Source organism: Rhizobium changzhiense (assembly GCF_013087625.1).
GTDB lineage: Bacteria > Pseudomonadota > Alphaproteobacteria > Rhizobiales > Rhizobiaceae > Rhizobium > Rhizobium sophorae.
The window spans coordinates 169082-195876 of the sequence record NZ_JABFCQ010000002.1; the positions used below are offsets into that span (position 1 = coordinate 169082).

30 protein-coding genes and 5 tRNA genes are annotated in these 26795 nt (G+C 60.2%); 18 read left to right on the top strand and 17 right to left on the bottom strand.

Translation table 11 applies throughout. The annotated features are described in order from the left end of the window. Positions 1–88: 88 nt before the first annotated feature. Positions 89–1591: an Asp-tRNA(Asn)/Glu-tRNA(Gln) amidotransferase subunit GatB gene (gene gatB, locus G9X68_RS10200; protein ID WP_168308767.1), complete on the top strand. Its 1503-nt coding sequence runs from the start codon at positions 89–91 to the stop codon at positions 1589–1591. A gap of 3 nt (positions 1592–1594) precedes the next feature. After that, positions 1595–2095 (top strand): GNAT family N-acetyltransferase, encoded by a 501-nt coding sequence (locus G9X68_RS10205; RefSeq protein ID WP_171602292.1) that lies wholly within the window; start codon positions 1595–1597, stop codon positions 2093–2095. Here G9X68_RS10205 and G9X68_RS10210 read toward each other — a convergent pair. Then, positions 2092–2715 carry a hypothetical protein gene (locus tag G9X68_RS10210; protein ID WP_244956147.1) on the bottom strand — a complete coding sequence of 208 codons (624 nt, stop codon included), beginning with the start codon at positions 2713–2715 and terminating at the stop codon, positions 2092–2094. The genes G9X68_RS10205 and G9X68_RS10210 overlap by 4 nt on opposite strands. 31 nt (positions 2716–2746) lie before the next feature. On the opposite strand from G9X68_RS10210, the gene G9X68_RS10215 reads away from it, so the two are divergent. The 3 genes from G9X68_RS10215 to G9X68_RS10225 all read left to right on the top strand — a co-directional run bounded on the left by G9X68_RS10215 (position 2747) and on the right by G9X68_RS10225 (position 4263). Next, positions 2747–3211, top strand: a complete 465-nt coding sequence (locus G9X68_RS10215; RefSeq protein ID WP_171602293.1) for a GNAT family N-acetyltransferase — start codon at positions 2747–2749, stop codon at positions 3209–3211. 103 nt (positions 3212–3314) lie between these two features. Next, complete coding sequence (locus G9X68_RS10220) at positions 3315–3713, top strand: NADH:ubiquinone oxidoreductase subunit NDUFA12 (RefSeq protein ID WP_003539071.1); 399 nt, start codon at positions 3315–3317, stop codon at positions 3711–3713. Positions 3714–3828: 115 nt separating this feature from the next. Continuing rightward, positions 3829–4263, top strand: coding sequence for a DUF2155 domain-containing protein (locus G9X68_RS10225; protein ID WP_168308771.1), 435 nt, complete (start codon positions 3829–3831; stop codon positions 4261–4263). A 111-nt stretch (positions 4264–4374) separates the two neighbouring features. Here the strand turns inward: G9X68_RS10225 and aat are convergent, their stop codons facing one another. The 5 genes from aat to G9X68_RS10250 form a co-directional block, all read right to left on the bottom strand. Then, the gene (gene aat / locus G9X68_RS10230; protein WP_171602294.1) at positions 4375–4989 is read right to left on the bottom strand and encodes a leucyl/phenylalanyl-tRNA--protein transferase; all 615 of its coding nucleotides are present in this window, start codon (positions 4987–4989) and stop codon (positions 4375–4377) included. Positions 4990–4996: 7 nt separating this feature from the next. Further along, entirely contained in the window at positions 4997–6352 is a 1356-nt protein-coding gene (gene accC, locus G9X68_RS10235; protein ID WP_171376082.1) for an acetyl-CoA carboxylase biotin carboxylase subunit, read from the bottom strand. A 4-nt stretch (positions 6353–6356) separates the two neighbouring features. Beyond that, positions 6357–6827: an acetyl-CoA carboxylase biotin carboxyl carrier protein gene (gene accB, locus G9X68_RS10240; protein WP_171602295.1), complete on the bottom strand. Its 471-nt coding sequence runs from the start codon at positions 6825–6827 to the stop codon at positions 6357–6359. A gap of 20 nt (positions 6828–6847) precedes the next feature. Continuing rightward, positions 6848–7285 (bottom strand): type II 3-dehydroquinate dehydratase, encoded by a 438-nt coding sequence (gene aroQ, locus G9X68_RS10245; protein WP_168316810.1) that lies wholly within the window; start codon positions 7283–7285, stop codon positions 6848–6850. A 161-nt stretch (positions 7286–7446) separates the two neighbouring features. Then, complete coding sequence (locus tag G9X68_RS10250; protein ID WP_171602296.1) at positions 7447–8205, bottom strand: DsbA family protein; 759 nt, start codon at positions 8203–8205, stop codon at positions 7447–7449. Between the two features lie 211 nt (positions 8206–8416). Here G9X68_RS10250 and G9X68_RS10255 point away from each other — a divergent pair, with 211 nt between their 5' ends. Continuing rightward, complete coding sequence (locus G9X68_RS10255) at positions 8417–9574, top strand: pyridoxal phosphate-dependent aminotransferase (RefSeq protein ID WP_171602297.1); 1158 nt, start codon at positions 8417–8419, stop codon at positions 9572–9574. A gap of 37 nt (positions 9575–9611) precedes the next feature. On the opposite strand, the gene G9X68_RS10260 is transcribed toward G9X68_RS10255, so the two are convergent. Together G9X68_RS10260 and G9X68_RS10265 are read right to left on the bottom strand one after the other, a co-directional pair. After that, the gene (locus G9X68_RS10260; protein ID WP_171602298.1) at positions 9612–10952 is read right to left on the bottom strand and encodes a DUF2778 domain-containing protein; all 1341 of its coding nucleotides are present in this window, start codon (positions 10950–10952) and stop codon (positions 9612–9614) included. A 208-nt stretch (positions 10953–11160) separates the two neighbouring features. Then, positions 11161–12996, bottom strand: a complete 1836-nt coding sequence (locus tag G9X68_RS10265) for a PHA/PHB synthase family protein (protein WP_244956162.1) — start codon at positions 12994–12996, stop codon at positions 11161–11163. A gap of 150 nt (positions 12997–13146) precedes the next feature. Between G9X68_RS10265 and G9X68_RS10270 the strand changes: the two genes are divergently transcribed. From G9X68_RS10270 to recJ, 5 genes are all read left to right on the top strand, one after another. Continuing rightward, a complete protein-coding gene (locus G9X68_RS10270; RefSeq protein WP_171602299.1) occupies positions 13147–13560 on the top strand; it encodes a hypothetical protein in 414 nt (137 codons plus the stop codon). 221 nt (positions 13561–13781) lie between these two features. Then, positions 13782–14999 carry an LL-diaminopimelate aminotransferase gene (locus G9X68_RS10275; protein WP_018445590.1) on the top strand — a complete coding sequence of 406 codons (1218 nt, stop codon included), beginning with the start codon at positions 13782–13784 and terminating at the stop codon, positions 14997–14999. 61 nt (positions 15000–15060) lie between these two features. Further along, positions 15061–16386 carry a homoserine dehydrogenase gene (locus G9X68_RS10280; RefSeq protein WP_171602300.1) on the top strand — a complete coding sequence of 442 codons (1326 nt, stop codon included), beginning with the start codon at positions 15061–15063 and terminating at the stop codon, positions 16384–16386. Between the two features lie 160 nt (positions 16387–16546). Next, positions 16547–16792: a hypothetical protein gene (locus G9X68_RS10285; protein ID WP_129420740.1), complete on the top strand. Its 246-nt coding sequence runs from the start codon at positions 16547–16549 to the stop codon at positions 16790–16792. Positions 16793–16872: 80 nt separating this feature from the next. Continuing rightward, complete coding sequence (recJ, locus tag G9X68_RS10290; protein WP_171602301.1) at positions 16873–18675, top strand: single-stranded-DNA-specific exonuclease RecJ; 1803 nt, start codon at positions 16873–16875, stop codon at positions 18673–18675. 49 nt (positions 18676–18724) lie between these two features. Here recJ and G9X68_RS10295 read toward each other — a convergent pair. From G9X68_RS10295 to gloA, 5 genes are all read right to left on the bottom strand, one after another. Continuing rightward, positions 18725–18799 (bottom strand) — tRNA-Glu (locus tag G9X68_RS10295). A 252-nt stretch (positions 18800–19051) separates the two neighbouring features. Continuing rightward, a tRNA-Glu gene (locus tag G9X68_RS10300) sits at positions 19052–19126 on the bottom strand. 74 nt (positions 19127–19200) lie between these two features. Then, positions 19201–19275, bottom strand: a tRNA-Glu gene (locus G9X68_RS10305). A gap of 198 nt (positions 19276–19473) precedes the next feature. Then, the gene (locus tag G9X68_RS10310; protein ID WP_420878184.1) at positions 19474–20541 is read right to left on the bottom strand and encodes a D-Ala-D-Ala carboxypeptidase family metallohydrolase; all 1068 of its coding nucleotides are present in this window, start codon (positions 20539–20541) and stop codon (positions 19474–19476) included. A 174-nt stretch (positions 20542–20715) separates the two neighbouring features. After that, the gene (gene gloA / locus G9X68_RS10315; protein ID WP_017988206.1) at positions 20716–21156 is read right to left on the bottom strand and encodes a lactoylglutathione lyase; all 441 of its coding nucleotides are present in this window, start codon (positions 21154–21156) and stop codon (positions 20716–20718) included. Positions 21157–21351: 195 nt separating this feature from the next. Between gloA and G9X68_RS10320 the strand changes: the two genes are divergently transcribed. Together G9X68_RS10320 and G9X68_RS10325 are read left to right on the top strand one after the other, a co-directional pair. Continuing rightward, the gene (locus G9X68_RS10320) at positions 21352–21930 is read left to right on the top strand and encodes a cold-shock protein (protein ID WP_007628623.1); all 579 of its coding nucleotides are present in this window, start codon (positions 21352–21354) and stop codon (positions 21928–21930) included. A 2-nt stretch (positions 21931–21932) separates the two neighbouring features. Continuing rightward, the gene (locus tag G9X68_RS10325) at positions 21933–22421 is read left to right on the top strand and encodes a DUF192 domain-containing protein (protein ID WP_171602303.1); all 489 of its coding nucleotides are present in this window, start codon (positions 21933–21935) and stop codon (positions 22419–22421) included. A 61-nt stretch (positions 22422–22482) separates the two neighbouring features. Here the strand turns inward: G9X68_RS10325 and G9X68_RS10330 are convergent. After that, a tRNA-Pro gene (locus G9X68_RS10330) sits at positions 22483–22559 on the bottom strand. Between the two features lie 639 nt (positions 22560–23198). Between G9X68_RS10330 and G9X68_RS10335 the strand changes: the two genes are divergently transcribed. The 3 genes from G9X68_RS10335 to G9X68_RS10345 all read left to right on the top strand — a co-directional run bounded on the left by G9X68_RS10335 (position 23199) and on the right by G9X68_RS10345 (position 24624). After that, a complete protein-coding gene (locus G9X68_RS10335) occupies positions 23199–23504 on the top strand; it encodes an ETC complex I subunit (RefSeq protein WP_105005859.1) in 306 nt (101 codons plus the stop codon). 57 nt (positions 23505–23561) lie between these two features. Further along, positions 23562–23638: transfer RNA gene (locus G9X68_RS10340), tRNA-Arg, on the top strand. 146 nt (positions 23639–23784) lie between these two features. Further along, positions 23785–24624 (top strand): isocitrate lyase/PEP mutase family protein, encoded by an 840-nt coding sequence (locus G9X68_RS10345; RefSeq protein ID WP_171602304.1) that lies wholly within the window; start codon positions 23785–23787, stop codon positions 24622–24624. A 37-nt stretch (positions 24625–24661) separates the two neighbouring features. On the opposite strand, the gene G9X68_RS10350 is transcribed toward G9X68_RS10345, so the two are convergent. From G9X68_RS10350 to G9X68_RS10360, 3 genes are all read right to left on the bottom strand, one after another. Further along, positions 24662–25117: an Imm50 family immunity protein gene (locus G9X68_RS10350; RefSeq protein ID WP_171602305.1), complete on the bottom strand. Its 456-nt coding sequence runs from the start codon at positions 25115–25117 to the stop codon at positions 24662–24664. Positions 25118–25287: 170 nt separating this feature from the next. Then, a complete protein-coding gene (locus G9X68_RS10355) occupies positions 25288–25620 on the bottom strand; it encodes a hypothetical protein (RefSeq protein ID WP_171602306.1) in 333 nt (110 codons plus the stop codon). A gap of 290 nt (positions 25621–25910) precedes the next feature. After that, entirely contained in the window at positions 25911–26201 is a 291-nt protein-coding gene (locus tag G9X68_RS10360) for a DUF982 domain-containing protein (RefSeq protein WP_171602307.1), read from the bottom strand. 41 nt (positions 26202–26242) lie between these two features. Here G9X68_RS10360 and G9X68_RS10365 point away from each other — a divergent pair, with 41 nt between their 5' ends. Both G9X68_RS10365 and G9X68_RS10370 read left to right on the top strand, forming a co-directional pair. Then, positions 26243–26443 carry a hypothetical protein gene (locus G9X68_RS10365; RefSeq protein WP_171602308.1) on the top strand — a complete coding sequence of 67 codons (201 nt, stop codon included), beginning with the start codon at positions 26243–26245 and terminating at the stop codon, positions 26441–26443. 166 nt (positions 26444–26609) lie between these two features. Further along, on the top strand, positions 26610–26789 hold the full coding sequence (locus G9X68_RS10370; protein ID WP_003559012.1) for a hypothetical protein: 180 nt from the start codon (positions 26610–26612) through the stop codon (positions 26787–26789). The last annotated feature ends 6 nt before the right edge of the window (positions 26790–26795 follow it).

Below are 26795 nucleotides of genomic sequence, written 5' to 3' on the forward strand. Positions count from 1 at the left end.
GCAATGCGCGTCATGGCGAAAGCCTTGCACCGGCACGCCATTTCCTTTACCTCACCAGTGGAAAAGAACAGCCTGCAAAGAGCATCAGATGACCCTTGTCGACGTCCGCACGCCTGATCCGAAACGCTTCATCCCCGGCGCCACCGGCGACTGGGAAGTCATCGTCGGCATGGAAGTCCATGCCCAGGTGCTGTCCAATTCGAAGCTCTTCTCCGGCGCCTCGACGGAATTCGGCAAGCCGCAGAATTCGAACGTCTCGATGGTCGACGCCGCCATGCCCGGCATGCTGCCTGTCATCAACGAGGAATGCGTCAAGCAGGCTGTTCGCACCGGCCTCGGCCTGAAGGCCCAGATCAACAAGCGCTCCCTGTTTGATCGCAAGAACTATTTCTATCCCGACCTGCCGCAGGGCTATCAGATCTCGCAGTTCAAGGATCCGATCGTCGGCGAGGGCAAGATCGTCATTTCTCTCGGGCCGGACCGCCAGGGCCAGTTCGAGGATATCGAGATCGGCATCGAGCGCCTGCACCTGGAGCAGGATGCCGGCAAGTCGATGCATGACCAGCACGCGACCATGTCCTATGTCGATTTAAACCGTTCGGGCGTTGCCCTGATGGAGATCGTCTCCAAGCCCGACATGCGCTCGTCCGACGAGGCCAAGGCCTATATGACCAAACTGCGCTCGATCGTGCGCTATCTTGGCACCTGCGACGGCAACATGGACGAGGGCTCGATGCGCGCCGACGTCAACGTCTCCGTCCGCCGGCCGGGCGAAGATTTCGGCACGCGTTGCGAAATCAAGAACGTCAACTCCATCCGTTTCATCGGTCAGGCGATCGAATACGAAGCCCGTCGCCAGATCGGCATTCTGGAGGACGGTGGCAAGATCGATCAGGAGACCCGCCTGTTCGATCCGAACAAGGGCGAGACGCGGTCGATGCGCTCCAAGGAGGATGCGCATGACTATCGTTATTTCCCCGATCCGGATCTGCTGCCGCTCGAATTCGACGATGCCTTCATCAAGGCGCTCGAAGCCGATCTGCCGGAACTGCCCGACGACAAGAAGGAGCGCTTCGTGCGCGATCTCGGCCTGTCGATCTACGATGCTTCAGTGCTCGTTTCCGAAAAGGCGATTGCCGATTATTTCGAAGCGGTCGCCGCAGGCCGTGACGGCAAGACGGCGGCCAACTGGGTGATCAACGATCTGCTCGGCGCACTGAACCGGACCGGCAAGGACATCGAGCAGACGCCGGTTTCGCCGGCCCAGCTCGGCGCCATCATCGATCTCATCAAGGCCGGAACCATCTCCGGCAAGATCGCCAAGGATCTCTTCGAGATCGTGCTCACCGAAGGCGGCGATCCTGCCGAGATCGTCGAGGCGCGCGGCATGAAGCAGGTGACGGATACCGGCGCGATCGAAAAGGCCGTGGACGAGATCATCGCCGCCAATCCCGATCAGGTCGAAAAGGTCAAGGCGAAGCCGACCATGGCAGCATGGTTCGTCGGCCAGGTGATGAAGGCGACCGGCGGCAAGGCCAATCCACAGGCCGTCCAGGCCCTCGTCAAGGCGAAGCTCGGCATCGAGGAGTAAGCGGTGTATTTCGTCCGCACCGCCGGCGAGCGCGACCTGGAGAAGGTGCGCGCGCTGTTAGTGGAGAGCTTTCATGCCACTTATGACGGCCTGCATGGCAGGGCCAGGGTCGACGAACTGATCACCCATCTCTTTTCGCCGGCGGCGCTGAAGGCGCGGCTGGTGCGAAAGGATGCCGAATTCCTCGTTGCCGATGACGGCCGCAATATCGGCGGCATGGGTTATGCGGCAATGTCGCAGGCATTGACGAAAACGGTCATGCTGCATCTCCTCTATGTCAGGCCGGCGCTGCAGCGCCAGGGTATCGGCCGCGATATCTTCGCCGAACTCGAAACCTGCTTTCCCGATGCGGAGATCATGCGCCTCGAAGTCGAACCGCAAAACGCTGCGGCGATCGCCTTCTATCTCACGCACGGCTTCACCGAGATCGGCCGCAACGAGAATGACGGGGCCGGACAATCCGGCATTCCGGCATTGGTGTTGGAGAAGCGCTTGGCGGGTTAAACGCCCGTATCGCTGAGTGCCTTGTGGTGGCTGTGGTAGGTCTGGAGCAGTTGCAGCAGTCGCTCCGTGCTGACGGTAAGGCCACTCGTTTCGATGCGCAGTTGCCGAAGTTCATTCGTGGCACGTGCGGTATGGAATAGTGAGAACACCGGTTTGCGACCCTGAATGCTGCCTGGTCGACACCAGACAGCGATTGTATCTCCGGTGCCTTCTGCGTCCGTTCCCGGCGATGCCGACAACAGGTTGCCCAGAACCAGATAAATTGTTCGCAAAATCCTTTGCGCCAGCGTGGGTGCCGCCGCCTCGATGCGTGCGACTGCCGGCCACGGAATTAATTCTTGCATTAGCCGAAGATCTTTAAAGCCATTTGGGCCTATCGCAATGATCGTCTTATTGGATGAAAAGATCAGGATATAAAGATTGCAAAATAGGTAGTACGCAATTGGCGGCCCACAGAGGACGGACAGGAAAAACGAATTCAAAGTTCCATCGAAAAGCCAGAAGCCGAGAACAATCACTAGTGTTGATAGTGCAATTCTAAGCCAAATGTCCCTAGCGGAGTATCCGACCTCACGGATATCGCTCAAGAACATCCGCCTTTTTCCTTCTGCAACAATCATCGTCCGATTCCTACATAGGTAGAAAAGTGTGATGCCACAAGATTTGAATATCCGTGAAGCTTGCAAGGACGACCTGCCTGCGCTGGTGGCTATGTTTTCGGCCGACGCACTCGGCGGTCACGGGGATACCACCGAAGCTGAAGCCTTTCCAGATTATGTCAGGGCATTTGCCATCATCGAGGCCTCGCCCGACCAGACGCTTTACGTCGCAGAGCGCGGCGGCGAGGTCGTCGGCACTTTTCAGACGATGGTGACGACTTCGCTCACCGGCCGTGGCTCCTCGGCGATGATTATCGAGGCGGTGCAGACACGCGCCGATATGCGCGGGCAGGGGGTCGGCGGACTGATGATTGAATTCGCCATTGCCGAGGCAAAAGGCCGCGGTATCGGGCGGGTTGCCTTGACCTCGAATGCGATACGCAAGGATGCCCATCGTTTCTACGAAAGGCTGGGCTTCAAGCCCTCGCATCTCGGCTTCAAGATGGCTTTGAAATGACCCGTGACTGTCGCGGAATCGCTGGACAATTCGGCTTGGCGACGGCATAAGCGAGGAAACGAATTCTGGTTTGGCTCGCATCTGGCGGGCACAAGGAAAAGACATGTGGAATCTTCTGGTTCAGACCTTTACCTGGTGGAACGGTCAGACGATGGGCACGCGTTTTGCGACCTGGCGTTTTGGCAAGCGCGTCGGCGAGGATGAATTCGGCAACGTCTACTACGAAGGCGGCATGTCTTCCTACGGTCTGCCGAAGCGCTGGGTGATCTACAAGGGTTATGCCGAAGCCTCCGCCATTCCGCCGGGTTGGCATGGCTGGATGCATCATCGCACCGATGTTCCTCCGTCCAAGGAAAACTACGTCGCCAAGGATTGGCAGAAGCCGCACCGGCCCAACCATACGGGTTCGCCGCAGGCCTATCGTCCGCCGGGCTCCATCGCCGTTCCGGGCGAGCGTCCGCGCGTCACCGGCGATTACGACGCCTGGACGCCGGGCAACTGAGACGGCTCGACCGGGCGATCCCAAGACCCGGCTTTTGGCCACAATTGACCTTTACCCGCAGGTTGGCCGCGCTTGACCGCGGCCGTGAACTGAAAATGTCTGGAGACGGGTACACATGAAGCTCTTCACGCGGAACATGGTGCTGCGTGCCGCCGGATCGCTGCTGGCGCTCTCGGCCCTGCTTCCGCCAGTTGCGGCAAATGCCGCACGCATCGAAAATCCGGTTGCCGTCTTTTCCGGCCTTGACAAGATCACCGGCCGCATCACGACGTTCGACGTCTATGTCAATGAGACGGTACAGTTCGGTGCGCTGCAGGTGACACCGAAGACCTGTTATTCGCGCGACCAGTCGGAAGCACAGAAGATCGACGGTTTCGTCGAGGTCGACGAGATCACCCTCGACCGCAAGATCCGCCGCATCTTCACCGGCTGGATGTTCGCCGCCAGCCCCGGCCTCAACGCCGTCGAGCACCCGATCTATGACGTCTGGCTGAAGGACTGCAAGGCAAACTCGGATGTCCCGGCTCCTGACGGTGCCAAGGCGAAATAGCTGCATCTTCGTTAGGCTGGCATCTCCTATGCGCCTGATCCTCATGTGCTATCCGCAGGATCATCTCGGAGGATCGTCCCGCTCGATCAAACCTCCGTCGAATAATGATCGTCAGAAAGCCAGGTGCGGCGACTCCATCGCCGCAGACAGCATCACGGCATAGTCGGCCTTCGGAACGTCGATAGCTCCGAACGTCTTCAGATGCTCGGTGGTGAACTGCGTGTCGAGCAGGGTGAAGCCTCTTTCCCGCAGCCGGTCGACCAGATGAACGAGGCAGATCTTCGAGGCGTCCGTCCGGCGCGAAAACATGCTTTCGCCGAAGAAGGCCGAGCCGAGTGAGACGCCGTAGAGGCCGCCGACCAGTTCGTCGTTCTCCCAAGCTTCGACGGTGTGGGCATGGCCCATGTCGAAGAGGGTCGAATAGAGTGATCTGATCGTCCTGTTGATCCAGGTGCTCGGGCGCCCGGACGTCTCCTCCGCGCAAGCCGCGATGACCTGATCGAAAGCGTGATCGAACCGGATTTCGAAGGGTTTCCTGCGCACTGTCTTGGCAAGGCTCTTCGACACGTGGAAATGGTCGAGCGGCAGCACGCCGCGCAGTTCCGGTTCGACCCAGAAGATCTCCGGGTCATCGGCGGATTCAGCCATCGGGAAGAGGCCGATGGAATAGGCGCGCAGGAGAATGTCAGGGGTTATGCCTGGTGACTTCCTGCGCGATCCTGCCATTCCTGTCCTATGCCGCCGGTGTCTTGGCGAGGTAGTCTTCCAGCCAATGGATGTCGTAGTCGCCGTTGGCGATATCCTGGTTGGAGACAAGATCCTGGAACAGCGGCAACGTCGTATTGATGCCGTCGACGACGAATTCGTCAAGCGCCCGGCGCAGGCGCATCATGCATTCGACGCGGGTACGGCCGTGCACGATCAGCTTGCCGATGAGGCTATCGTAATAGGGCGGGATCTTGTAGCCCTGATAGGCACCGGAATCGATGCGCACGCCGAGGCCGCCCGGCGCGTGGAAATGCGTAATCGTACCGGGAGAGGGCACGAAGGTGCGCGGGTGCTCGGCATTGATGCGGCACTCGATGGCGTGACCGGAAAAATGCACTTCATCCTGCGTCACTGAGAGACCGCCTCCGGAAGCGACGCGGATCTGCTCGTGCACGAGGTCGATGCCGGTAATCGCTTCGGTGATGGGATGCTCCACCTGCAGGCGGGTGTTCATTTCGATGAAATAGAACTCGCCGTTTTCGTAGAGGAATTCGATCGTGCCGGCGCCGCGATATTTCAGTTTCTTCATGGCGTCGGCGCAGACCTGGCCGATCTTCATGCGCTGCTCGACGTTGAGTGCCGGCGAATTCGCCTCTTCCCAGACCTTCTGATGGCGCCGCTGCAGCGAGCAGTCGCGCTCGCCGAGATGGATGGCATTGCCTTCGCCGTCGCCGAACACCTGGATTTCGATGTGGCGCGGCTTGCCGAGATATTTTTCCATGTAGACGGCATCGTTGCCGAAGGCGGCTGCCGCTTCCGTGCGCGCCGTCGACCAGGCCTCGATCAGGTCGGCCTCGCTCTTGGCGACCTTCATGCCGCGTCCGCCGCCGCCGGCCGTCGCCTTGATCAGCACGGGATAGCCGATTTCAGCGGCGGTCTTCAGCGCATCCTCTTCGGTCTTGACTTCGCCGTCCGACCCCGGAACGACGGGAATGCCGAGCTCGAGCGCCGTCGTCTTGGCGGTGATCTTGTCGCCCATGATGCGGATATGGTCGGCCGTCGGCCCAATGAAGGTGATGCCGTGAGCTTCGAGGATATCGGCGAATTTGGCATTCTCCGACAGAAAGCCGTAGCCCGGATGCACGGCGTCAGCGCCGGTGATCTCGCAGGCGGCGACGATCTGGTGGATGTTGAGATAGCTCTCGCGCGAGGAGGGCGGGCCGATGCAGACACTTTCGTCGGCCAGGCGCACATGCATGGCATCGGCGTCGGCGGTGGAATGAACCACCACGCAGGCGATGCCGAGTTCCTTGCAGGCCCGGAGCACGCGAAGGGCGATTTCCCCGCGATTGGCGATGAGGATTTTCGAAATCATGGGCATCGGCCTATTCGATGACGACGAGGGCTTGGCCGTATTCGACGGGATGTCCGTCATCGACGAGGATCTCGGTCACCTTGCCTGACTTCGGCGAGGGGATCTGGTTCATCGTCTTCATCGCTTCGATGATGATCAATGTCTGGCCTTCCTTGACGGTTGCGCCGACTTCGATGAAGGGACGCGCGCCCGGAGCCGGCGCCATGTAAACGGTACCCACCATCGGTGCATTGACGACATTGGCCGGGTTGCGGCTGGGAGCTGCGGCAGGCGCGGCAGCAGCTGCCGCAGCGGTGGCTGCGGGCGCGGCAAAGGCCGGTGCTGTGATCGGCGCCTGGACATATTGCGGCGTGCCGGCACGCGAAACGCGGATGCGCAGGTCGTCTTGCTCGACCTCGATCTCGGTCAGATCCGTTTCGTTGAGAATATTAGCGAGATCGCGGATCAGTGCCTGGTCGATACCCGATTTCTTTTCAGCCATGGTGTTGCCCTGTCTTCTTCTTATGCCGTGATGTTCTTCAGCGCGTGGAGCGCCAGGATGTAGCTGTGAGGCCCGAAGCCGCAGATCACGCCTTTGCATGCCGGCGCGATCATCGACTTATGGCGGAATTCTTCCCGTGCATGCACGTTGGATATGTGGAGCTCGACGACGGGAATGGAAATAGCGCGGATCGCATCATGCAGCGCGACCGATGTATGCGTATAGGCGCCCGCGTTGATGGCAACGCCGGCGGCCTTGTCGTCGGCCTCATGGAACCAGTCGACGAGCGTGCCTTCGTGGTTGCTCTGCCGGAAATCGATATCAAATCCGAGTTCGCGGCCTGCAGCCTTGCAGTCCGCCTCGATGTCCTTGAGCGTCTTGCCGCCATAAATGCCGGGCTCTCGTTTACCCAGCATGTTCAGGTTGGGCCCGTTCAGGACAAAAATCGTTTGCGTCATCGAATGTTCCGTAAAATGTACGACGGCAACCTATAGACTCCGCGAAGGCTGAATGAAAGCCCTTACGGATTGGCCAGCGGCAATCGTGCCACATTTGTCCACATGGTTGAAACGCTTCGATTTTGGCGATTTGATGGGCTATCGTTCGGCGGGCGGTTTGCTCAGCAGGCGGTCTTGCCGCAGCTGCGCATGTTCTTAACCTTGGCTTCGAGATCGTCGAGCCCGACGGCGCCGGGCACCAGTTCGTTGCCGATCACATAGGAGGGCGTGCCGCTGATGCCGAGACTGGAGGCGAGCTGGTAGGTCGCCTGGACGATTCCGTCATTCGGGCTCTTTGCCATCTCGGCGCGGATCTTGTCCTCGCTGACGCCGAGCGAGGCAGCGACCGCGACCGCTGTTTCGTCAGAGGCACGGCCCTCGGTGCCGAGAAGGGCGACGTGGAAATCGGCATATTTCTCCGGTGCGAGCTTGCGGAAGGCGTCGGCCACCTTGTGGGCGGCGACCGAATCCGGCCCGAGGATCGGGAATTCCTTGAGGACGAAACGGACGTTCTTGTCCTTCTTCAGCATCGCCTGCATGTCGGGAAGCGCATGGCGGCAGTAGCTGCAATTATAATCGAAGAATTCGACGACTGTGACATCGCCCTTGGGATTGCCGAGCGTGACGTCGTTCTTCGATTCGAAGATGTCGGTGGTGTTCTCTTCGATCGCCATATTGGCTTTCACCGACCGCTGGGCCTCCTGCTTCTTCTGCAGCGCATCCTGGACTTCCAGCATGATCTCGGGGTTCTCGATCAGGTATTGCTTGATGAATTCGCCGAACTCCTTCTTCTGCTGATCGTCGAGCGCTGCCGCCGGAAGCGGAAGGGCGATCAATGCGGCAAGCGCCAGTGCGGTGAAGGTCTTCGGGAAGAATGCCATGATATCCTCGTCATCGGCGATATGGTCGTCTCTTCATCGAGAAGACCGTCGCCGGGTTAATGGACTTGAATGCGTCGCGTCAAGGTACGGTGCGTTCGGTTCTGCTCAAACCAGAATTTTTCATCCCCGCGCGGCCCTCGCGGGATTGTGATGAGCCGATTAATGCGGCAATTGTCGGGCCGTGATTGAAGAAGCTGAGCGAGAAACGACATTGTTTTCCATATCGAAACGCAGCGAAGTCGAGCCTTTTCACGCCATGGACGTCCTGGCAGAGGCGACGAAGCGGCGTGCGGCCGGCCACCCCGTCATCTCGATGGCCGTCGGTCAACCCTCGCATCCCGCCCCACAGGCGGCCCTCGAAGCGGCGCGCGCAGCCCTTGCCGAAGGCCGGATCGGCTATACCGATGCACTGGGAATGGCGCGGCTGAAATCGGCGCTCACCTGGCACTACAAGGATCGCCATGGCCTGGAGATCGATCCCCAGCGCATCGCCATCACCACCGGTTCCTCGGCCGGCTTCAATCTCGCCTTCCTGTCGCTCTTCGATGCCGGTGATGCGGTGGCGATCGCAAGACCCGGTTATCCCGCCTATCGCAATATCCTCGGTGCGCTGGGCCTGAAGGTTCTCGAAGTGCCTGTAACGGCCGAGACCCACTTCACCCTGACGCCGCAAAGCCTCGAAGCGGCGCAGAAGGAAAGCGGCATGAGGCTGAAAGGCGTGCTGCTCGCAAGCCCCGCCAACCCGACGGGTACGGTGACCGGCCGCGAGGGACTGAAGGCGCTTTCAGATTACTGCGCGGCCCATTCCATCGCCTTCATCTCCGATGAAATCTACCACGGGCTGACCTTCGCAGGTGAGGAGGCGAGCGCGCTGGAGCTGACCGACGAGGCGATCGTCATCAACTCCTTCTCCAAATATTATTGCATGACCGGCTGGCGAATTGGCTGGATGGTGCTTCCCGAGCGCCTGGTTCGGCCGATCGAGCGGGTGGCGCAGAGCCTCTATATTTCCCCGCCCGAGCTTTCCCAGATCGCCGCCACGGCCGCTCTGAGCGCCGGCGCCGAGCTCGATCGTTACAAGGCGAGCTATGCCGCCAACCGCGATTTGCTGATGCGGCGACTGCCGCAGATCGGGTTTTCCATCGCCTCGCCGATGGACGGCGCCTTCTACGCCTATCTCGACGTCACCCGCTTCACCAATGACAGCATGGGCTTTGCCAAACGCATGCTCGCGGAAATCGACGTCGCCGCAACGCCCGGTCTCGATTTCGATCCGCTGGAGGGAAATCGAAGCTTGCGTCTCTCCTATGCGGGCTCGCAAGCGGAGATCGCCGAGGCGGTAGAGCGAATCGCAGCCTGGTTGACGTAGCGTCCGCTGCCGGGCAAGCGGCGGTGGCTCGCCATCCTCAGCTGCGCCGCGAAAACAGCGAGGCGAGCGTCGAAGACGGTTTGTTGTTCAGCCGCGGCACCACCACGAGCTGCTTGATGTCGCCGCGCTTGTAGGCGGCGAGAAAGCGCTTGTAATCCTTGAAGGAAACGCAGCCGTTGGAATCGCCGTTCTTGCCGAGCATGTAGGTGTGGGCGAGCAGGCCGACACGGTCATAGATGGCGTCCGAACCCTCGATGGGTGTCAGCCGCAGCGCCTCGACGCCGTGGAAAAGGCTCTCGCGCATGGTAAGAACATAGGTGTGCGGCGGTGTCGGCCCGCGCATCTTCTTGTTGGCGAAACGCGGCTTGTCGCGCATCTTGCCGAGCCCGGAATGGGCCTCGAGCCGCTCGCCGTTCGGCAGATAGACGGTGCTGTTCTCGATATCGTAGATCGCCACGCCTGCGCGCAGTTTGGGCGAGAAGACCGGCTTGTCGTAGCGCGGCACTGCATCGTCCTCGTCATCTTCGATCGGCGAGTTCGGCTGGGCGTAGGCAAGCACAGGCTCGGCGGAGCGCTGCGAACCCTTGGAGGCCGGTGTCGGTTTGCCAATCAATCCGTCGGGACGCGCCATCGGCAGCGGCACCGAACCGTCGTCCGGCGCCAGCACGAGATCGAAGGGTGGCGCGTCTTCCGCGGCGGCGACAACTACAGGAGCTGGTTCAGATGCGGGAATCGAGGCCGTTTTGAGGGGAGGTGCAGCTGGCTCGACCGGAGACGGCGCGATTTGCCGGGATCCGGCATCGGCAAGAGCAAGCAGGGTCGGGAGTTCGGCTGCAGCGACCGCCTCTTTCGAGGGAACGATGATCCGGTCGCCGTCGTCTTCTTCCGTCTCTGCCGAGGCGATCTCGACCGGCGCCGCCGCGATCACGTCGTCCTTGCGGAATTTGGCGCTGTCGGAGATCGCTGCCACGACCGGCTGCTCGGCAGCCATGGCGAGCCGATTGTTTTTGGCGAGAACCGCCAGTGCTGTTGCAGCGGCGGCGGTCTTTTCGGCATGGGATTGAATGAGGCTCGCCGTCAGCGGGACCTTCGGCTTCGCATCGAAGGCGGTCAGTCGGTCGGCCTTGCCGACATGGATCAGCCTCTCATGGCGCGGTGAAGGCGCAACCTTCGGCGCAGTGCCGAGCTGTGCCAGACGATCCGGCGGAGAATAGGGAGCGGCTATCGAGTGCATCGTCGCGAAGGTTGCGATCAGCCAGGTGGAGGTCAAAAATCCGGCGCCGACAACACCGTAAAGGAAACCGCGAGATCTGCGCCAACGGAAAGCAGATCCGCCAAGAGGGGTGACGTCATCCAACGTCCCGACCGCACACGCCATACTACACTCGTCTTTCAAACTCGCTACGCAGGCCGGCGGCACTGACTGACTAAACTTCGCCGGGGGCCGGTACAGGCGCAAATGGGCCGAATTTAGACCACCCGCGACGTCCGACTGTCTCGCAAGGATGACGAATTATGGTTTCTAATTTGTTTACGCGGCGTCGCTCTTTCTTTCGACGTCTCAAAAAGAGATGTGTTGGGCCTTCTCAGGCGCGCTCCATCACATAACTCCCCGGCGCTTCCTCGATCGCGTTCAACGCATCGCCGCCGGGTTTGCGCGCCGGCACGCGTCTGCCGTCATGCATCTCGATCCAGGCCTGCCAATGTGGCCACCACGATCCCGGCGTCTCGGTCGCGTGTTCGAGCCAGGTCTCGTAGTCCCCCTTGGCGGGACCACCCGTCCAATATTGATATTTCTTCTTGTCGGGCGGGTTGACGACGCCGGCGATATGTCCCGAGCCGGTGACGACGAATTCCACCTTGCCGCCGAAGAACTGGCTGCCGAGGAAGACGGACTTGGCAGGTGCGATGTGATCCTCGCGGGTGGCGAGATTATAGATCGGGATCTTCACGTCCTTCAGCGACACCGGCTTGCCGTCGAGGATCATCTCGTTCTGCGTCAGCGCATTCTTGAGATAGCAATTGCGCAGGTAGAAGGCATGGTTTGCCGCCGCCATGCGGGTCGAATCGGCGTTCCAGAACAACAGGTCGAAGGGCAGGGGATCCTGGCCCTTGAGGTAGTTGTTGACGAAATACGGCCAGATCAGCTCGGAGGCGCGCAGCATGTTGAAGGCCATCGACATCTTCGTGCCGTCGAGATAGCCGGCCGCCTGCATATGCTCTTCGAGTGCTTCAAGCTGCTCCTCGTCGACGAAGACCTTGAGGTCGCCGGCATGGGTGAAGTCGACCTGGGTGGTGAAGAGTGTCGCGCTCTTGATGCGCTTGTTCTTCTCCTTGGCGTGCAGCGCCAGCGTTGCCGCCAGCAACGTGCCGCCGACGCAGTAGCCGACGGCGTTGACGTCCTTCTCGCCGGTCGCCTTCTCGATCGTCGCCAGCGCGAAATCGATACCCTCGCGGGCATAGGCCGCCCAGTCCTTGTCGGCGTGGCGCGCATCCGGGTTGACCCAAGAGATGACGAAGACGGTCTGCCCCTGGTCGACGCACCATTTGATGAAGGATTTCTGCGGGTTGAGGTCGAGAATATAGAACTTGTTGATCCAGGGCGGGCAGATCAAAAGCGGCCGCTTCAGCACCGTTTCGGTCGATGCCTCGTACTGGATGATCTGGCAGATATCGTTCTGGGCGATCACCTTGCCTGGCGTCAGCGCCATGTCGCGGCCGACGGCGAATTTCGTCATGTCGGTCTGGCGAAGGCGAAGGTCGCCATGTCCGGCAGCGATATCCTCGGCCAGCATCTTCATCCCGCGCACCAGATTGGCGCCACTGGTCGCAATCGTCTCGCGGTAGAGCTGCGGATTGGTGGCGACGAAGTTGGTCGGCGAAAGCGCTGCCGTGATCTGCTTCACGTAGAAGCCGGCCTTGTGCTTGGTGTGCTCATCGAGGCCCTCGGTCTCCGACACCATCTTTTCCACCCAGTCGGTCGTGACGAAATAGACCTGGCGGAGAAAATCGAAGAACGGATTCTTCTGCCAGTCCTCGTCCGAAAAGCGCTTGTCCTTGCGGGTGTCCGGCTCGGGTGGCGTGGGATCGCCCTGCATGCGCTGCATCGAGCGCATCCAGATGCCGAAGAACGAGGACATCAGCTGCGTCTGTGCCTCGAAGGTGCGGCGCGGATCGGAAATCCAGTATTCGGTGACCTTGGAAAGCGTCTTGACCATGTCGGTCATCGGATCGGCGGCGCTTTCGCTGATCTCGCCGCGTTCGCGCGGCGCAAGCCAGGCAGACGCTGCTTGTCCGAGATTTTCGAGCGCCCGGGCGAAATTCATCGCCATGGCCTCAGGATCCTTCAACAGATAGGGATCGAGATCGGTCGCGTCGAAGCCGGTCTTGCCGCCATTCTCCTGCTTGCTGTCGGTCACCATTTCCTCCGGCGGCAGCACCACTCTTTTTATCCATTCGTTGTACATCGTGATCGAACGAGAAAACAAGTTCCACCCGCATCGGCTCATGCTATTGCTTTGTGGCTGCGACAAATTTAACAGTCGAAGCAGTCAAAACTGGATTTTTAAGGCATGACGAAGAACGGCATTCGGCGCATCGCAACCTTCAACCGCACCGCACTGATCGGCGCCGCGGCAGCGATGGCTCTGGCCGGATGCAATCTGACGGCGGAACAAAAAGCCGCCGCCGCCGCCAAGCGAGCGGCGCCGACCGCCGTCGTCATGCCGGCCACCAAGGGCGAGGCGGCCGAGGGCGGCCTTGCAAAATACCCGGACGGCTATCCGAATTTCGGCGCTCCGCTGACCGCCGCCAATGTCCAGATGAGCGACGAGCAGGCGGCCGAACTGCAGCATCAGCTGACGGCACTTGCCGCCCGGCGCAAGGCAGGCGCGCTTTCGGAAGCCGAATATCAGGCCAAGGTCGCCGAAATGCGGCGTCTCGCCGCCGAGCACGGCACCGATACGCTGTCTGAAATCTCCAAATAGACCTTGCCTTTCAGGCAATTTGGACGCAAAGCCTTCGGCAAGGATCGGAAGATACAATTTTCCCGATAAAGCGCGTTACGCGGCCTTTCCGTCAAAGATTCGCCGCGTCGCTTGGGTCTGATGAATACGGCGTTGCGATTCTGAAGTTCGTGTCGCAGCCGCCGGGAGACGGAACGAACTTCGACTGCGGCCCGAAATGCCGCCTTTCCATGGGGAATGAGATGGAAGAGTTTCACAAAGTCCGGCGTTTGCCGCCTTATGTTTTCGAACAGGTCAACCGTTTGAAGGCAAGCGCGCGAGCGGGCGGTGCCGATATCATCGATCTCGGCATGGGAAACCCCGACCTTCCCACTCCCCAGTCGATCGTCGACAAGCTGTGCGAGGTCGTGCAGGATCCGCGCACGCACCGCTATTCCTCTTCCAAGGGCATTCCGGGCCTGCGCCGCGCCCAGGCCGCCTATTATGCCCGCCGTTTCGGCGTCAAGCTCAACCCGGATACCCAGGTCGTCGCCACCTTGGGCTCCAAGGAAGGCTTCGCCAACATGGCGCAGGCAATCACCGCGCCTGGCGACGTGATCCTCTGCCCGAACCCCACCTATCCGATCCATGCCTTCGGCTTTCTGATGGCGGGCGGCGTGATCCGTTCCATGTCGGTGGAGCCGGATGCGAGCTTCTTCGAACCGCTCGAACGCGCGGTCCGGCATTCGATACCGAAGCCCTTGGCGCTGATCCTCAACTATCCCTCGAACCCGACGGCCTTTGTCGCGACGCTCGATTTCTACAAGGACGTCATCGCCTTTGCGAAAAAGCACGACATCATCGTGCTTTCCGACCTCGCCTATTCGGAAATCTACTTTGACGGCGCCCCGCCGCCGTCGGTTCTCGAAGTGCCGGGCGCGATGGACGTGACCGTCGAGTTCACCTCGATGTCGAAAACCTTCTCCATGCCCGGCTGGCGCATGGGCTTTGCCGTCGGCAACGAGCGGCTGATCGCGGCGCTCACCCGCGTCAAGTCCTATCTCGACTACGGCGCCTTCACGCCGATCCAGGTGGCGGCGACGCATGCGCTGAACGGCGATGGTTCCGACATTGCGGAAGTCCGCAACGTCTATAAACGTCGCCGCGACGTCATGGTCGAAAGCTTCGGCAAGGCCGGGTTCGACGTGCCGCCGCCGGCTGCGACGATGTTTGCCTGGGCGAAGATCCCGGAAAAGTTCCGTCATCTCGGTTCGCTGGAATTCTCCAAGCTGCTGGTCGAGAAGGCCGACGTCGCCGTTGCCCCGGGTATCGGCTTCGGCGAAATGGGCGACGACTACGTCCGTCTGGCCCTTGTCGAAAATGAACACCGCATCCGCCAGGCTGCGCGCAACATCAAGAAGTTCATGTCGACGGCAGACGAGACGATGCACAACGTCATCTCGCTGAACGCACACCGCTAATCCAACTCTCCGGCAGCCGCGTCCGGCGGCTGCCGCCACACAGATATTTCAGGATCGATCCATGGCAGATGCCCTCAGAATCGGCATTGCGGGCTTGGGCACCGTTGGCGCCTCGCTTGTCCGCATCATTCAGCAGAAAAGCAACGAGCTTGCCGTTACCTGCGGTCGTCCGATCACCATCACGGCTGTCTCGGCGCGTGACAGGGCGAGGGATCGCGGCATCGATCTTTCCACTGTTGCCTGGTTCGACCGGCCGGAGGAGCTTGCCGAAAAGGGCGATATCGACGTCTTCGTCGAGCTGATGGGCGGCGCCGAAGGGGCTGCCAACATCTCCGTGCGCACGGCACTCCAGCGTGGTCTCCATGTGGTGACAGCCAACAAGGCGCTGCTTGCCTATCACGGCGTCGAGCTTGCGACGATCGCCGAGGAGAAGGGGTCGCTGCTGAACTTCGAGGCGGCAGTCGCCGGCGGCATCCCGGTCATCAAGGCGCTACGTGAATCGCTGACGGGCAATTCCGTCTCGCGCATCTATGGCATCATGAACGGCACCTGCAATTACATCCTGACCAAGATGGAGAAGGAGGGGCTTTCCTTCGCCGAATGCCTCAAGGAAGCGCAGCGGCTGGGTTATGCCGAGGCTGATCCAGCCTTCGATATCGAGGGCAATGACACGGCCCACAAGCTTTCCATCCTGACGACGCTCGCCTTCGGCAATCAGATCGCGGCCGACGACATCTATCTCGAAGGCATCACCAATATCTCGATCGAGGATATCCACGCCGCTGCCGAGCTCGGCTATCGCATTAAGCTCTTAGGCGTTGCCCAGCGCACAGATACCGGCATCGAGCAGCGCGTGCACCCGACGATGGTGCCGGTCGATTCGGTCATCGCCCAGGTCGATGGCGTCACCAATGCGGTGGCAATCGAATCCGACGTGCTCGGCGAACTGCTGATGGTCGGCCCTGGTGCCGGCGGCAACGCCACGGCCTCGTCGGTGCTTGGCGATATCGCCGATATCGCCAAGAGCCAGCCGGGCGCCCAGCGCGTGCCTGTGCTCGGTCATCCCGCAACGACGCTGGAGCCCTACCGCAAGGCGCGGATGCAGAGCCACGAGGGCGGCTATTTCATCCGCCTGACCGTGCTCGACCGTACCGGCGTCTTTGCCAGCGTCGCAACCCGCATGGCCGAAAACAACATCTCGCTGGAATCGATCGTCCAGCGCTCCAAGCAGCACCTGGCGCCATCGCACCACCAGACGATCATCCTTGTCACCCATGCGACGATGGAAGAGTCGGTGCGCAAGGCGGTCGCCTCGATCAAGTCGGAAGGTTACCTCTTCGGCGAGCCGCAGGTGATTCGCATCGAGCGGCCGAAAGAGGAAGGCTGAGCCTTTTTCTCGTCCCGGAGGACCATTGCGCCGCCCTGTCCCTGCAGGGCGGTTTTTTTGTTATCTATTCAACCTTTCGTTACGGAAGGCTATATTAACAGATACCGAAATATTGATATAACTAAACCTAAGATGGTGAGTCGTCTGGGTGGAGAATTTCATGAGCAAGGACAGCCACGCCGGGAAGGGGTATGGCTACCCGAGCGACGTGCCGCCGAACCATCCTGATTTGCCTGAGGAAATCCTCAAGCCGGCCTACCGTGAAATTCCTCAAGAGATCTCTGATGAGGCTGATGACGAGGAAAACACGGAAGGCCGCAACTGGGCCATTCTGCTGACGCTGTTTTCGTTCCTGCTGGTGCAGTTCGCCGGCATCGCCATGATCATCTGGGCGGTGTTTTGGTAAAAATCCGTGTCTGCAAATCCATCGCTATGTTATCTCCGCTGCTCCTGTAGAAAGAGCAGATGAAGTCAGCGGAGTGTGGCATGGCAGATCTCGTCGATCCCGTACAGCGCGCGTTTCTCGGCGTGGAGAAATCCGCGCTCGACAATCGCTGGGTCGCGCGGCTCGACCAGGCCGGGCAGAACCGCGCGCTGGCCATGTCGCAAATCCACGGACTGCCGGACCTGATCGCCCGGGTGCTTGCCGGGCGCGGCGTGACGGTAGACGAGGCGATCGAATTCCTCGATCCGACGATTCGCAGCCTGATGCCCGATCCCCATAAGCTGACCGATTGCGAAAAGGCCGCGAACCGCCTCTTGCGCGCGATCGAGCGTGGTGAGAGCGTCGCGATCTTCGGCGACTATGACGTGGACGGCGCAGCCTCCTCGGCGCTGATGTTTCGTTTTCTCAGTCATTTCGGCGTCAAGGCGACCATCTATATTCCCGACCGCGTCTTCGAAGGTTACGGCCCCAATCCGGCGGCGATCAACCAGTTGATCGACAATGGCGCTCAGCTGATCGTGACCGTCGATTGCGGCTCCACCAGCCACGAGGCGTTGGCCGCCGCTACCGCGCGCAATATCGATGTCGTCGTCATCGATCACCACCAGGTGACACATGAGCTGCCGTCCTGCCATGCGCTGGTCAACCCGAACCGCGAGGACGATCTCTCGGGGCAGGGGCACCTTTGCGCCGCCGGCGTCGTCTTCATGGTGCTGGTCGCGACGCTCCGGATGCTGCGCGCGGCCGGCAACAAGCGCATCCTGGCGCTCGATCTGCTGCAATGGCTGGATATCGTCGCACTTGCGACGGTCTGCGATGTCGTGCCGCTGAAGGGCCTCAATCGCGCCTATGTGGTCAAGGGGCTGGTCGCTGCCCGCCACCAGAGCAATGCCGGGCTGGCAGCACTGTTCCGCAAGGCGGGGCTGGCCGGCCCGGTGACACCCTATCATTTCGGCTTCCTGATCGGCCCGCGCATCAATGCCGGCGGGCGGATCGGCGACGCGGCACTCGGCAGCCGGCTGCTGACGCTTGATGACGCCGGTGAGGCGGAAATGATCGCCCAGCGTCTCGACGAGCTCAACCGCGAACGCCAGGCGATGGAGGCGATCATGCTGCAGGAGGCGGAAGCCGAGGCGCTCGCCGAATATGGCGACGGCGAGGGCGCGTCCGTCATCGTCACCGCCCATGAGAAATGGCATCCCGGCATTGTCGGCCTGATTGCGGCGCGGCTGAAGGAAAAGTTCAAACGGCCTGCCTTCGCGATCGCCTTCGATCCTTCCGGCCGGGGCACCGGTTCGGGTCGCTCGATCAACGGCTTCGACATGGGCAGGATGGTCCGGGCCGCAGTCGACGAGGGTCTGCTCGTCAAAGGCGGCGGCCACGCCATGGCCGCGGGCCTGACGGTCGAGCGCGCCGATCTCGGCAGGCTGCGGACCTTCTTCACGGAGAGAGCGGCAAAAACGGTGGCAGGCCTCGTCGCCAACGAGACCTTGAAGATCGACGGTGCGATCGGCGCAAGCGGCGCCAGCCTCGAACTCATCGACCGCCTGGAGGCCGCCGGCCCTTATGGCTCCGGCCACGCGCAGCCGCTCTTTGCCGTGCCGGCGCATCGTCTGCGCGACGCCCGCCTCGTCGGCGAGAAACATGTGAAGGTGACGCTGGAGGCAATGGACGGATCGCGGCTCGACGGCATCGCCTTCCGCGCCGCCGATACGCCGCTTGGCAATCTTCTCATCAATTCACGCGGCGCCAACCTGCATGTCGCCGGTTCGCTCGGTGCCGACCACTACCAGGGCGCACGCCGCATCCAGCTGCGCGTCTGCGATGCAGCGCCGGCGAAATAGAGCAGTCGCGCAAGAGCGATGAGGATGGGAAGTGTCAAGGGAGAGAAAGTGGTACGCCCTAGGGGAGTCGAACCCCTCTTCCCAGAATGAAAATCTGGTGTCCTAACCGATAGACGAAGGGCGCTTCCTTCGTGGTGGCGCCCTTATAGTCAGCACCTTCGAAGGCCGCAAGCGCCAAGACACGAAAAAATCATCGTTTTCGCCGATTTTTTTGCTCCTGTGGAAAATCGAGGCGCAGGCTACGGCGGAGCGGAGAAAAATCAAGCCGGCAGCTAGGATGGGCAACGTCGCGCGAATCCGAAGGGTTCTCCTCGAGGGGACTCATAGGGCCGGCCAACGTCGATCGAAACGGAAGACGACGGCCTATCACCAGGAGTGGTACGCCCTAGGGGAGTCGAACCCCTCTTTACAGAATGAGAATCTGTCGTCCTAACCGATAGACGAAGGGCGCAGGCAGCCCCGTTAAAATAGGAGCGCGCGCTGGCTTCTGCAAGCGGAAGTGATGGCTTCTTGATGAAGAGAAAGTGGCACGCCCTAGGGGAGTCGAACCCCTCTTCCCAGAATGAAAATCTGGTGTCCTAACCGATAGACGAAGGGCGCTTCCTTCGTGGTGGCGCCCTTATAGTCAGGCGTTTTAAATCCCGCAAGCGGCAATTGCGGTTTTCTTTCAAAAAAATGACAGGAAAACCGACTGCATTCGAGACGCCGATTATTGAAGCTGAATCAATAGGCTGCCACTTGTTTCTTTAACGAGACGAGGCGGCGCTGCCGTAACGTAATGTCGAAATCGCGCGGCCGTCAGATCGCTCTTGCCGTCGTTATCGGTGCACGTTTGCCGCCGCAGCCCCAGTTCCAGTCGCGGGTTTTGCCGGTATCGAGGTGAACCGAATCCGTGTGGCAGTAGGTGCCGACGCCGCCGCGGTCCGGCAATGAGCGGATATAGGCGGCGATATTCCATTTCGTCACGCCGTCGATCTGGATGTCGGCGGCCTCGCAGCTCTTGTGCATCGATTCGTCAGCACCGCCGACGAGGCGGTTGTGTTCTTCGTCGCGATAGCCGGAGGTGACGATGACCGGCCGGCCGAAATGGCTTTCGACCATCTTGATCACCTTCAGCAGGTCGGGCTTGAAGCAGCCGACCTCGACCTTGTCGTTCTGGAGATGTAGCCCATTCGGCCCGATACGCGTCATGCCGGGCAGGGCCGCCTTGTGCAGCAGGCCCGAGAGGCTGCCGAGCAGGTTCTGCTTCGGCGCGCTGTAGAGCGCGTTCATCGTCGAGGTCGGAATGCTGCCCGTCGCCAAGGACGCCGTCTGCACGGGCGCAAGCTGCGTGCTGTTATTCTGCGAGGATTGCTGCGGCAGCACCGGTTCTGCCGGCTGTTGGGGCACGGGCGGCTGGCTGTAGACGCTGCTTCGCGCCGGTGCTGCACCTTCCACCGGCACATAGGCCTGCGGCTGAATGACAGTCGACGTGCTGTTGTTCTGCGGCGCCGGCTGATGATCGGAAAAGATGCTCATCGCCTGCGCGTTGATCCGGGTCGACTGCAGGACGAGCCCGCCGATATTGGCAGGCGCCGCCGTTGCCGAGCCAGCGGGCGGGACGGCTGCATTCGGATCCTGTGCCACGACCTGAGGCGCGCCCTCGACGCCGGAGACGTTGACGAGCCGGGGATCGGTATAGACCGAACGTGGGGCAGGGCTTGCAGGCGCTGCCGTGGCCACTTGCGGTGCTGCGGCTTGCACCGCCGGAACCACCGGATTCGTCGCCGCCGCATCGAGCGCCTTCTTGTCCGACGCGCAGCCGGACAGTGCCAGAACCGAGGTGGCGATCAGCAAAGCGCCCATCACGGGCATCCGCATCTGCATCTTACGCAAGCGACAGTCTCCAGTTGATGCGGAAAATAAGCGAAAACGCTTCTCTTCCGCTTCGAGTCGCCAGGAGATTGCCTGCGGCGTCGGATCGCGGCAAGCGCCGAGGCGCCGGCCGGACCCGAAATCGAAAAAGCCGCAAGCCTCGCAAAAGCCTTGCGGCGAAAACCCTTACCAGGCGCCGGTATTGCCCATCGACGCCCAGGGCTCAGTGGCTGGAAGTGGGCTGCCCTTCTGCAGGATTTCGATCGAGATGCCATCGGGCGAGCGCACGAAGGCCATGTTGCCGTCGCGCGGCGGCCGGTTGATAGTGATGCCGTTGTCCATCAGATTCTGGCAGGTCGCGTAAATATCGTCGACCTCATAAGCGAGGTGGCCGAAATTGCGTCCTCCGCTATAATCTTCCGTGTCCCAATTGTAGGTAAGCTCGAGGCAGGGAGCCTTTTCGCTGCGCGCACGGTCGAGATCGTCGCGGGCGGCCAGGAAAACCAGGGTGAAGCGGCCTTTTTCGTTTTCGTGGCGGCGAATCTCCTCCAGCCCGAACAGCGTGGTGTAAAAGGCAAGCGAGGCGTCCAGGTCTTTGACGCGAACCATTGTATGAAGATAACGCATTCTATTTACTCCTTTATTGGGGCTGGCTTTTTTCGGCGAACCGAGGTCAGCTTCGGGCAAGTCATCTTTATAAAATGTGCAGCTGGGAATAACCGAAAACTAGGACTTGCGCTTATCCGTTACCAAGATGTTAATCTTGATTTCAAGAATCAGTTAACCGTAACAGTGTGACGCGTATTCGAGGGGCTGGCGACAATGGCTGATAGGATTTCATCGAACGAATACTCCGACCTCGACGAGCTATCGGGAGAACCGGTCGATCTTGTTGAAATCACCGGCGTCGTCAAGTGGTTTGACGTCGCCAAGGGTTTTGGCTTCATCGTGCCCGACAACGGCATGCAGGATGTTCTCCTGCACGTGACCTGCCTGCGCCGCGACGGCTACCAGACGATCCTCGAGGGAACACGCATCGTCGCCCTCATTCAGCGCCGCGAGCGCGGCTACCAGGCTTTCAAGATCCTTTCGATGGACCAATCGACCGCGGTTCATCCCTCGCAACTGCCGCCGGTGCGCACCCATGTGCAGGTGACCGCGACGAGCGGGCTTGAGCGTGCGCTGGTCAAGTGGTTCAACCGCACCAAGGGCTTCGGTTTCCTGACGCGTGGCGAGGGCACCGAAGACATCTTTGTGCACATGGAAACACTCCGCCGTTTCGGCCTGACGGAACTGCGCCCCGGCCAGGTGGTGCTCGTCCGCTTCGGCGACGGCGAAAAGGGCCTGATGGCCGCTGAAATCCATCCCGACGTTCCGAGCCCGGCAAGCCGGTCGCACTGAACATGCGCGGCCTAATCCTATTTGATGTCATCAGAAGCGCCATCCTGGCGCTTTTTTTCATGGTCGCGCTGCCGGCGTTGGCTGACGAGGAGATACGGTTCGACAAGGAGCCGCTGCTCATCCAGACCGCTGCGGGCAAGGTGCTGCATTTTACCGTCGAAATCGCCGTGACCCCGGATCAGCGCGCCCGCGGCCTGATGTTTCGCAAGACGATGGCCGATGATGCCGGCATGATCTTCGATTTCGATCAGCCGCGGCGCGTCACCATGTGGATGGAGAATACCATCCTGCCGCTCGACATGCTTTTTGCCGACGACACCGGCACGATTCGCCACATCAAGGAAAAGGCAGTGCCCTATTCGCGCGACATCATCGATTCGACGGTCGCGGTGAAATACGTCGTCGAACTCAATGCCGGCATCGTCACCAAACTGGGAATCAAGCCGGGCGACAGGATCGTTAGCGCCACGACGACGAAGAAGGCGAAGTGACGACGGCGCGCGCGAGCAGCGGTGCACCTGTCAGGGAATTCAAGAATATCGGGATATTGAATGGTCGGAGTGGAGAGATTCGAACTCCCGACCCTCTGGTCCCAAACCAGATGCGCTACCAGACTGCGCTACACTCCGTGCCGTGAATGGCAGGGGAGATACACGGTTCACTTCGCCGTCGCAACCCATAAATCCAGCTCTGGCCGAAGATTCCTCGCCGGACCTGTGGATGCAAGACAGAAAATCTTGATAGGTCGCCAGCCTGCTTCCGGGCGCACGAGTTCGGTCTGCCTGGCGCAATTGAACGTCAGCACAAGGCTACCTTAGCCGTGGGCGATCAGGCCGATATATTGGGCGTAGCTGATGGCAACGTAGAAGAACGCCGTGATGCTAGCGCCTATCACAATGGCATTGAACTCCGCCGAACGTCTCATCATGAGCTGCAAATCCACTGAAATCGATTGAGCCGTAAACTAGTGCCGAGGGAAGGCAGCGGCAATCAAGTTGTGATCACAACATGAGACAATCGGTAATATTGCGAAATCCGGCCGACAATCACCGGATTTGAAAGGGAGGCGGGGTTGGCCGTCATGCGAACGGAGTCGGCAGCCGTGTCGCACATCGCCTTTTTTCTTGAAAAAGCGGGGATTCGCGGCTAAGCAAAATTCATCTCTTGGCATTATCCTCAGCGATGATGCCAGGCCCGAGAACGGGCCGGCAACGGGATTGAGACCATGAAAGGCGGGCGCTGCCCGCATAGTCGGAGACGCTGCAGTCATGTCTGCCAAGATCTATCGTCCAGCCAAGACCGCCATGCAGTCCGGCAAGGCCAAGACCAATCTCTGGGTGCTTGAATACGATCAGGAGTCGGCGCGCAAGATCGATCCGATCATGGGCTACACTTCCTCGGGCGATATGCGCCAGCAGGTGAAGCTCACCTTCGAAACGCAGGAACTCGCCGAAGCCTACGCCCAGCGCAACGGCATCGAATACCGCGTCATCGCACCGAAGGATCCGGTCCGCCAGGTCGTCGCCTATCCGGACAATTTCCGCTATACGCGCACACAGCCCTGGACGCATTGAGATTTCTAGTCCAGATATGCCGCATCCGGTCGCGCTCCCTGAACGCGACCGCCGGACGGCCCCTTAGCTCAGCTGGATAGAGCACCTGCCTTCTAAGCAGGTTGTCGCAGGTTCGATTCCTGCAGGGGTCGCCATCATTTCAACTGTCCATACCGAAGAGATGGGTAACAGCTGATTTCGGCCTCTGCTGCGGAGTCTCCAAAGCAAGTTCGCGGAGCGTGTTCACATTTCGTTCTCGCAGTGCTAGTCTCGCCTCAGTGACATGCGAGGGGAGGCGTTTATGGATCAAAAGGCAAAGTTCGAGCGGCTGAAGGCGCTTCACCAGGGCGACATGGCTTTTGTTATCCCGAACCCGTGGGACGCCGGTTCGGCTCGCCTGCTCGCGAGCCTTGGCTTCGAGGCGCTCGCGACCACCAGCGCGGGTTACGCCTTTTCCAAAGGCAAGTTGGATTCATTCGCAAGCCTTGGACGGGATGAGGTCCTTGAGAACGCCGCCGAGATCATCCGGGCTACGGATCTTCCTGTCTCTGCCGACCTTGAGGATGGCTTCGGTGCGTCGCCAGAAACCTGTGCGGAAACCATCCGCTTGGCCTGCGAAACCGGACTTGTCGGCGGATCGATCGAAGACGCAACAGGCAATCCTGCTGACCCGATCTACGAGCTGTCGCAAGCCGTCGAACGCATCCATGCTGCAGCGGAGGCTGCACGCGGTCTGCCTTTCCTTCTCACGGCGCGGGCGGAGAATTATCTTTGGGAGAGACCCGATCTGGAGGACACCATCGAACGGCTGCAAGCATTTTCGGCTGCCGGAGCAGACGTGCTCTACGCCCCCGGTTTGCCGGATATCGAGGCAATCAGAACCGTTTGTGCGGCCGTGGACAAGCCAGTCAACGTGGTCATGGGATTGAAAGGGCGAAAATACTCGGTTGCCGAACTGTCGAGCGTCGGAGTACGCCGCGTGAGTGTCGGCGGCTCTTTCGCACGGGCCGCGCTGGGTGCGTTGATGCGCGCCGCTATGGAGGTCAAAACAGCCGGTACATTTGAATATGCCGACGACGCGCTCTCCGCTGCATTCGCCAGCCAGCTGATGTCACAGGAGAAGCGCCAGGACAGGCTATGAGTTGGGCAGAAACCAAAATCGAGAAGCAAAGATTTCCTCAAGGGACCGCAGCGGCAGTTGGTCTGTCTGCAGTAGGCCGCCCCGGAGCGAACCTCACTGTGACCTTCTTCGCGCGGATAAAACCATCCAGTCCGTAACAGGGTCGGAGCTCGATTTCGATGTCTTCCGGTCCTTTTGGCAGGGCATAGTAGCCGGCTCGACCGCGATCAATTGCGTAGCGAAGGACGAGACCATTGATCACGTTCTGATGGCTGAAGCCGTCCAGCTGCAGGTCCATGATATCTTCGAAGGTGAAGGTGACGACCGCATGTTTGTCAAGGATGCGGTATCCATCTTGATCAACAGCATCGGTGCCAATCCAGCCGTGAATCTTCAGCTCGCTGATGCCAGTGCGATTGAGTGTGAGGCTCAAAATTTCCGCGTCGTGAAAGGACGGCTTCTGGCCGAACCACGCCAGCAGTTCCGGACCTCCGGGTATCTTCTCGTAGGTCATCTCATCTCACACGGCAGATTGGTGATGCCACACGATAGCCATCTCGGATGAATTGGCAATCGGCTCGGAGTGCACCGTGTCCGCAGCACTTCTGGGCGGCGGCGGCTTCGTATCAAACGAGTTGTCGCCGGCTTGCGAGCCTGACACCGCAAGCCGACGCGTAATCCTGTTTAGCGACCTTGAAAGATTTTGATCAACTTCGGAGTGGGCCGGTGGCGTTTGATATCAACGACGTCGTCATAGGTGGCGCGACCGGAGGCGATCGCTGCGATAAATCGATTGCAGCCAACGCGCGCAGCGTCTTTGTCCGAGGTGTTTGTCAAAAGGCCGAAGTTGCGAGTGGTCCTTCCATCGAAGCCCCTCACGCATTCTTTGACGGCTTCACTTCTCGCTCTCGAGCTGCCCTGCAGCAATGTGACGAAAGCATCATAGTCCTGACGCGTCGGCGTGCAGGCAGTGAGCAATCCCATGGCAATCAATACTGTTACGGTACCGGCGCGCATTCTTATATTATTCCCTTAATTACCCATTGATCGGCGTTTGATGTTTATTTCGATTCGTGTGACGCGGGAAAGACCATGCGCGAAATTGCGAAGGTCGATCAGAAGACAGAAATGTCTTGCTTCAAACGCGCTTTGAAAAGGGCGAAGCCAGGAAGATGCGCGCGGCTCGATTCGGCAGTCGTTCCGTTATTCGCCGAAGTTCAGGAACGCGGTGCCCATATCTGTTCGAGCGGCGGATTTGCACCTCGAGCATTTCCGCAAATTCTTCTCTGGAATCTGCTCGAGCGATCTCAGTGAACGACCGAGAGGTAGCGGATGCCGGCTTCATCAGCCGCTCTGATCAGCGCTTCCCGCGCGGCGTCCGGGGGCGTGGTTCCGCGGATGGCGTCGAGGCATGTCCTCACCGCCACGACATACTCCTCGCCATCATCGCCCGGCCATTCGGAGATGAGTATGGTGGCTGCGTCGCCGAGGGTTCTGACGACGCTGTATTTTTCCTGGCCGCTCATGAGGATCCTCAGCGCGGGAAACTGATGCGATGTGTACCGATTCATGACATTTGGTCCTTGCATCATAAACATATTAGTAACTCTGCAAGAAGTGTTCCAACCGGAGCTGCAGCATGTTCATCCTCTATGAATCGGCAAAAGCCATCGGCAATGCCTCTCCAGCCAGGAAGCCGGGAACTTGTTTTAAACACATTGCCGTCTTATTGATTCATCTATCGAAATTGCTTGTCGAGCTTGGTTTGCGCCCTGGCGTCCCAGCTGATCTTTCCTTTCAAAATCGATTTCTGCGCCGTCCGGCAGCAGCCGGAGGGTGATTGTCATGCCGGTTGAGGGGGGATCGTCATGAACGCAGTCAATTCTTTGATCGACACAAGCCTCCCGCCCACACCCATCGTCGCTGCCTGATATGCCTTCGGTCTTTGACCGCGGATGTCAGTGGCGGCATTCCGGCTGGGTTTTCCAGCCATCGAGGAGAATTTCATGAGCAAGACCAATGCAGAGGCACTGTTGCGCAAAGCGCAGCGCCAGGTTGCCAATACCAGCGGCGGTGGCCATCTTGGCGGCACCAACTTCGGTCAGGGCAACGATGCCAAGACCTCGTCCGGAAGCGGCAATCGCCCGGCGGGCAAGGGCCGCCCGCCAGCTGGCGGCAAACGCTGACTATAA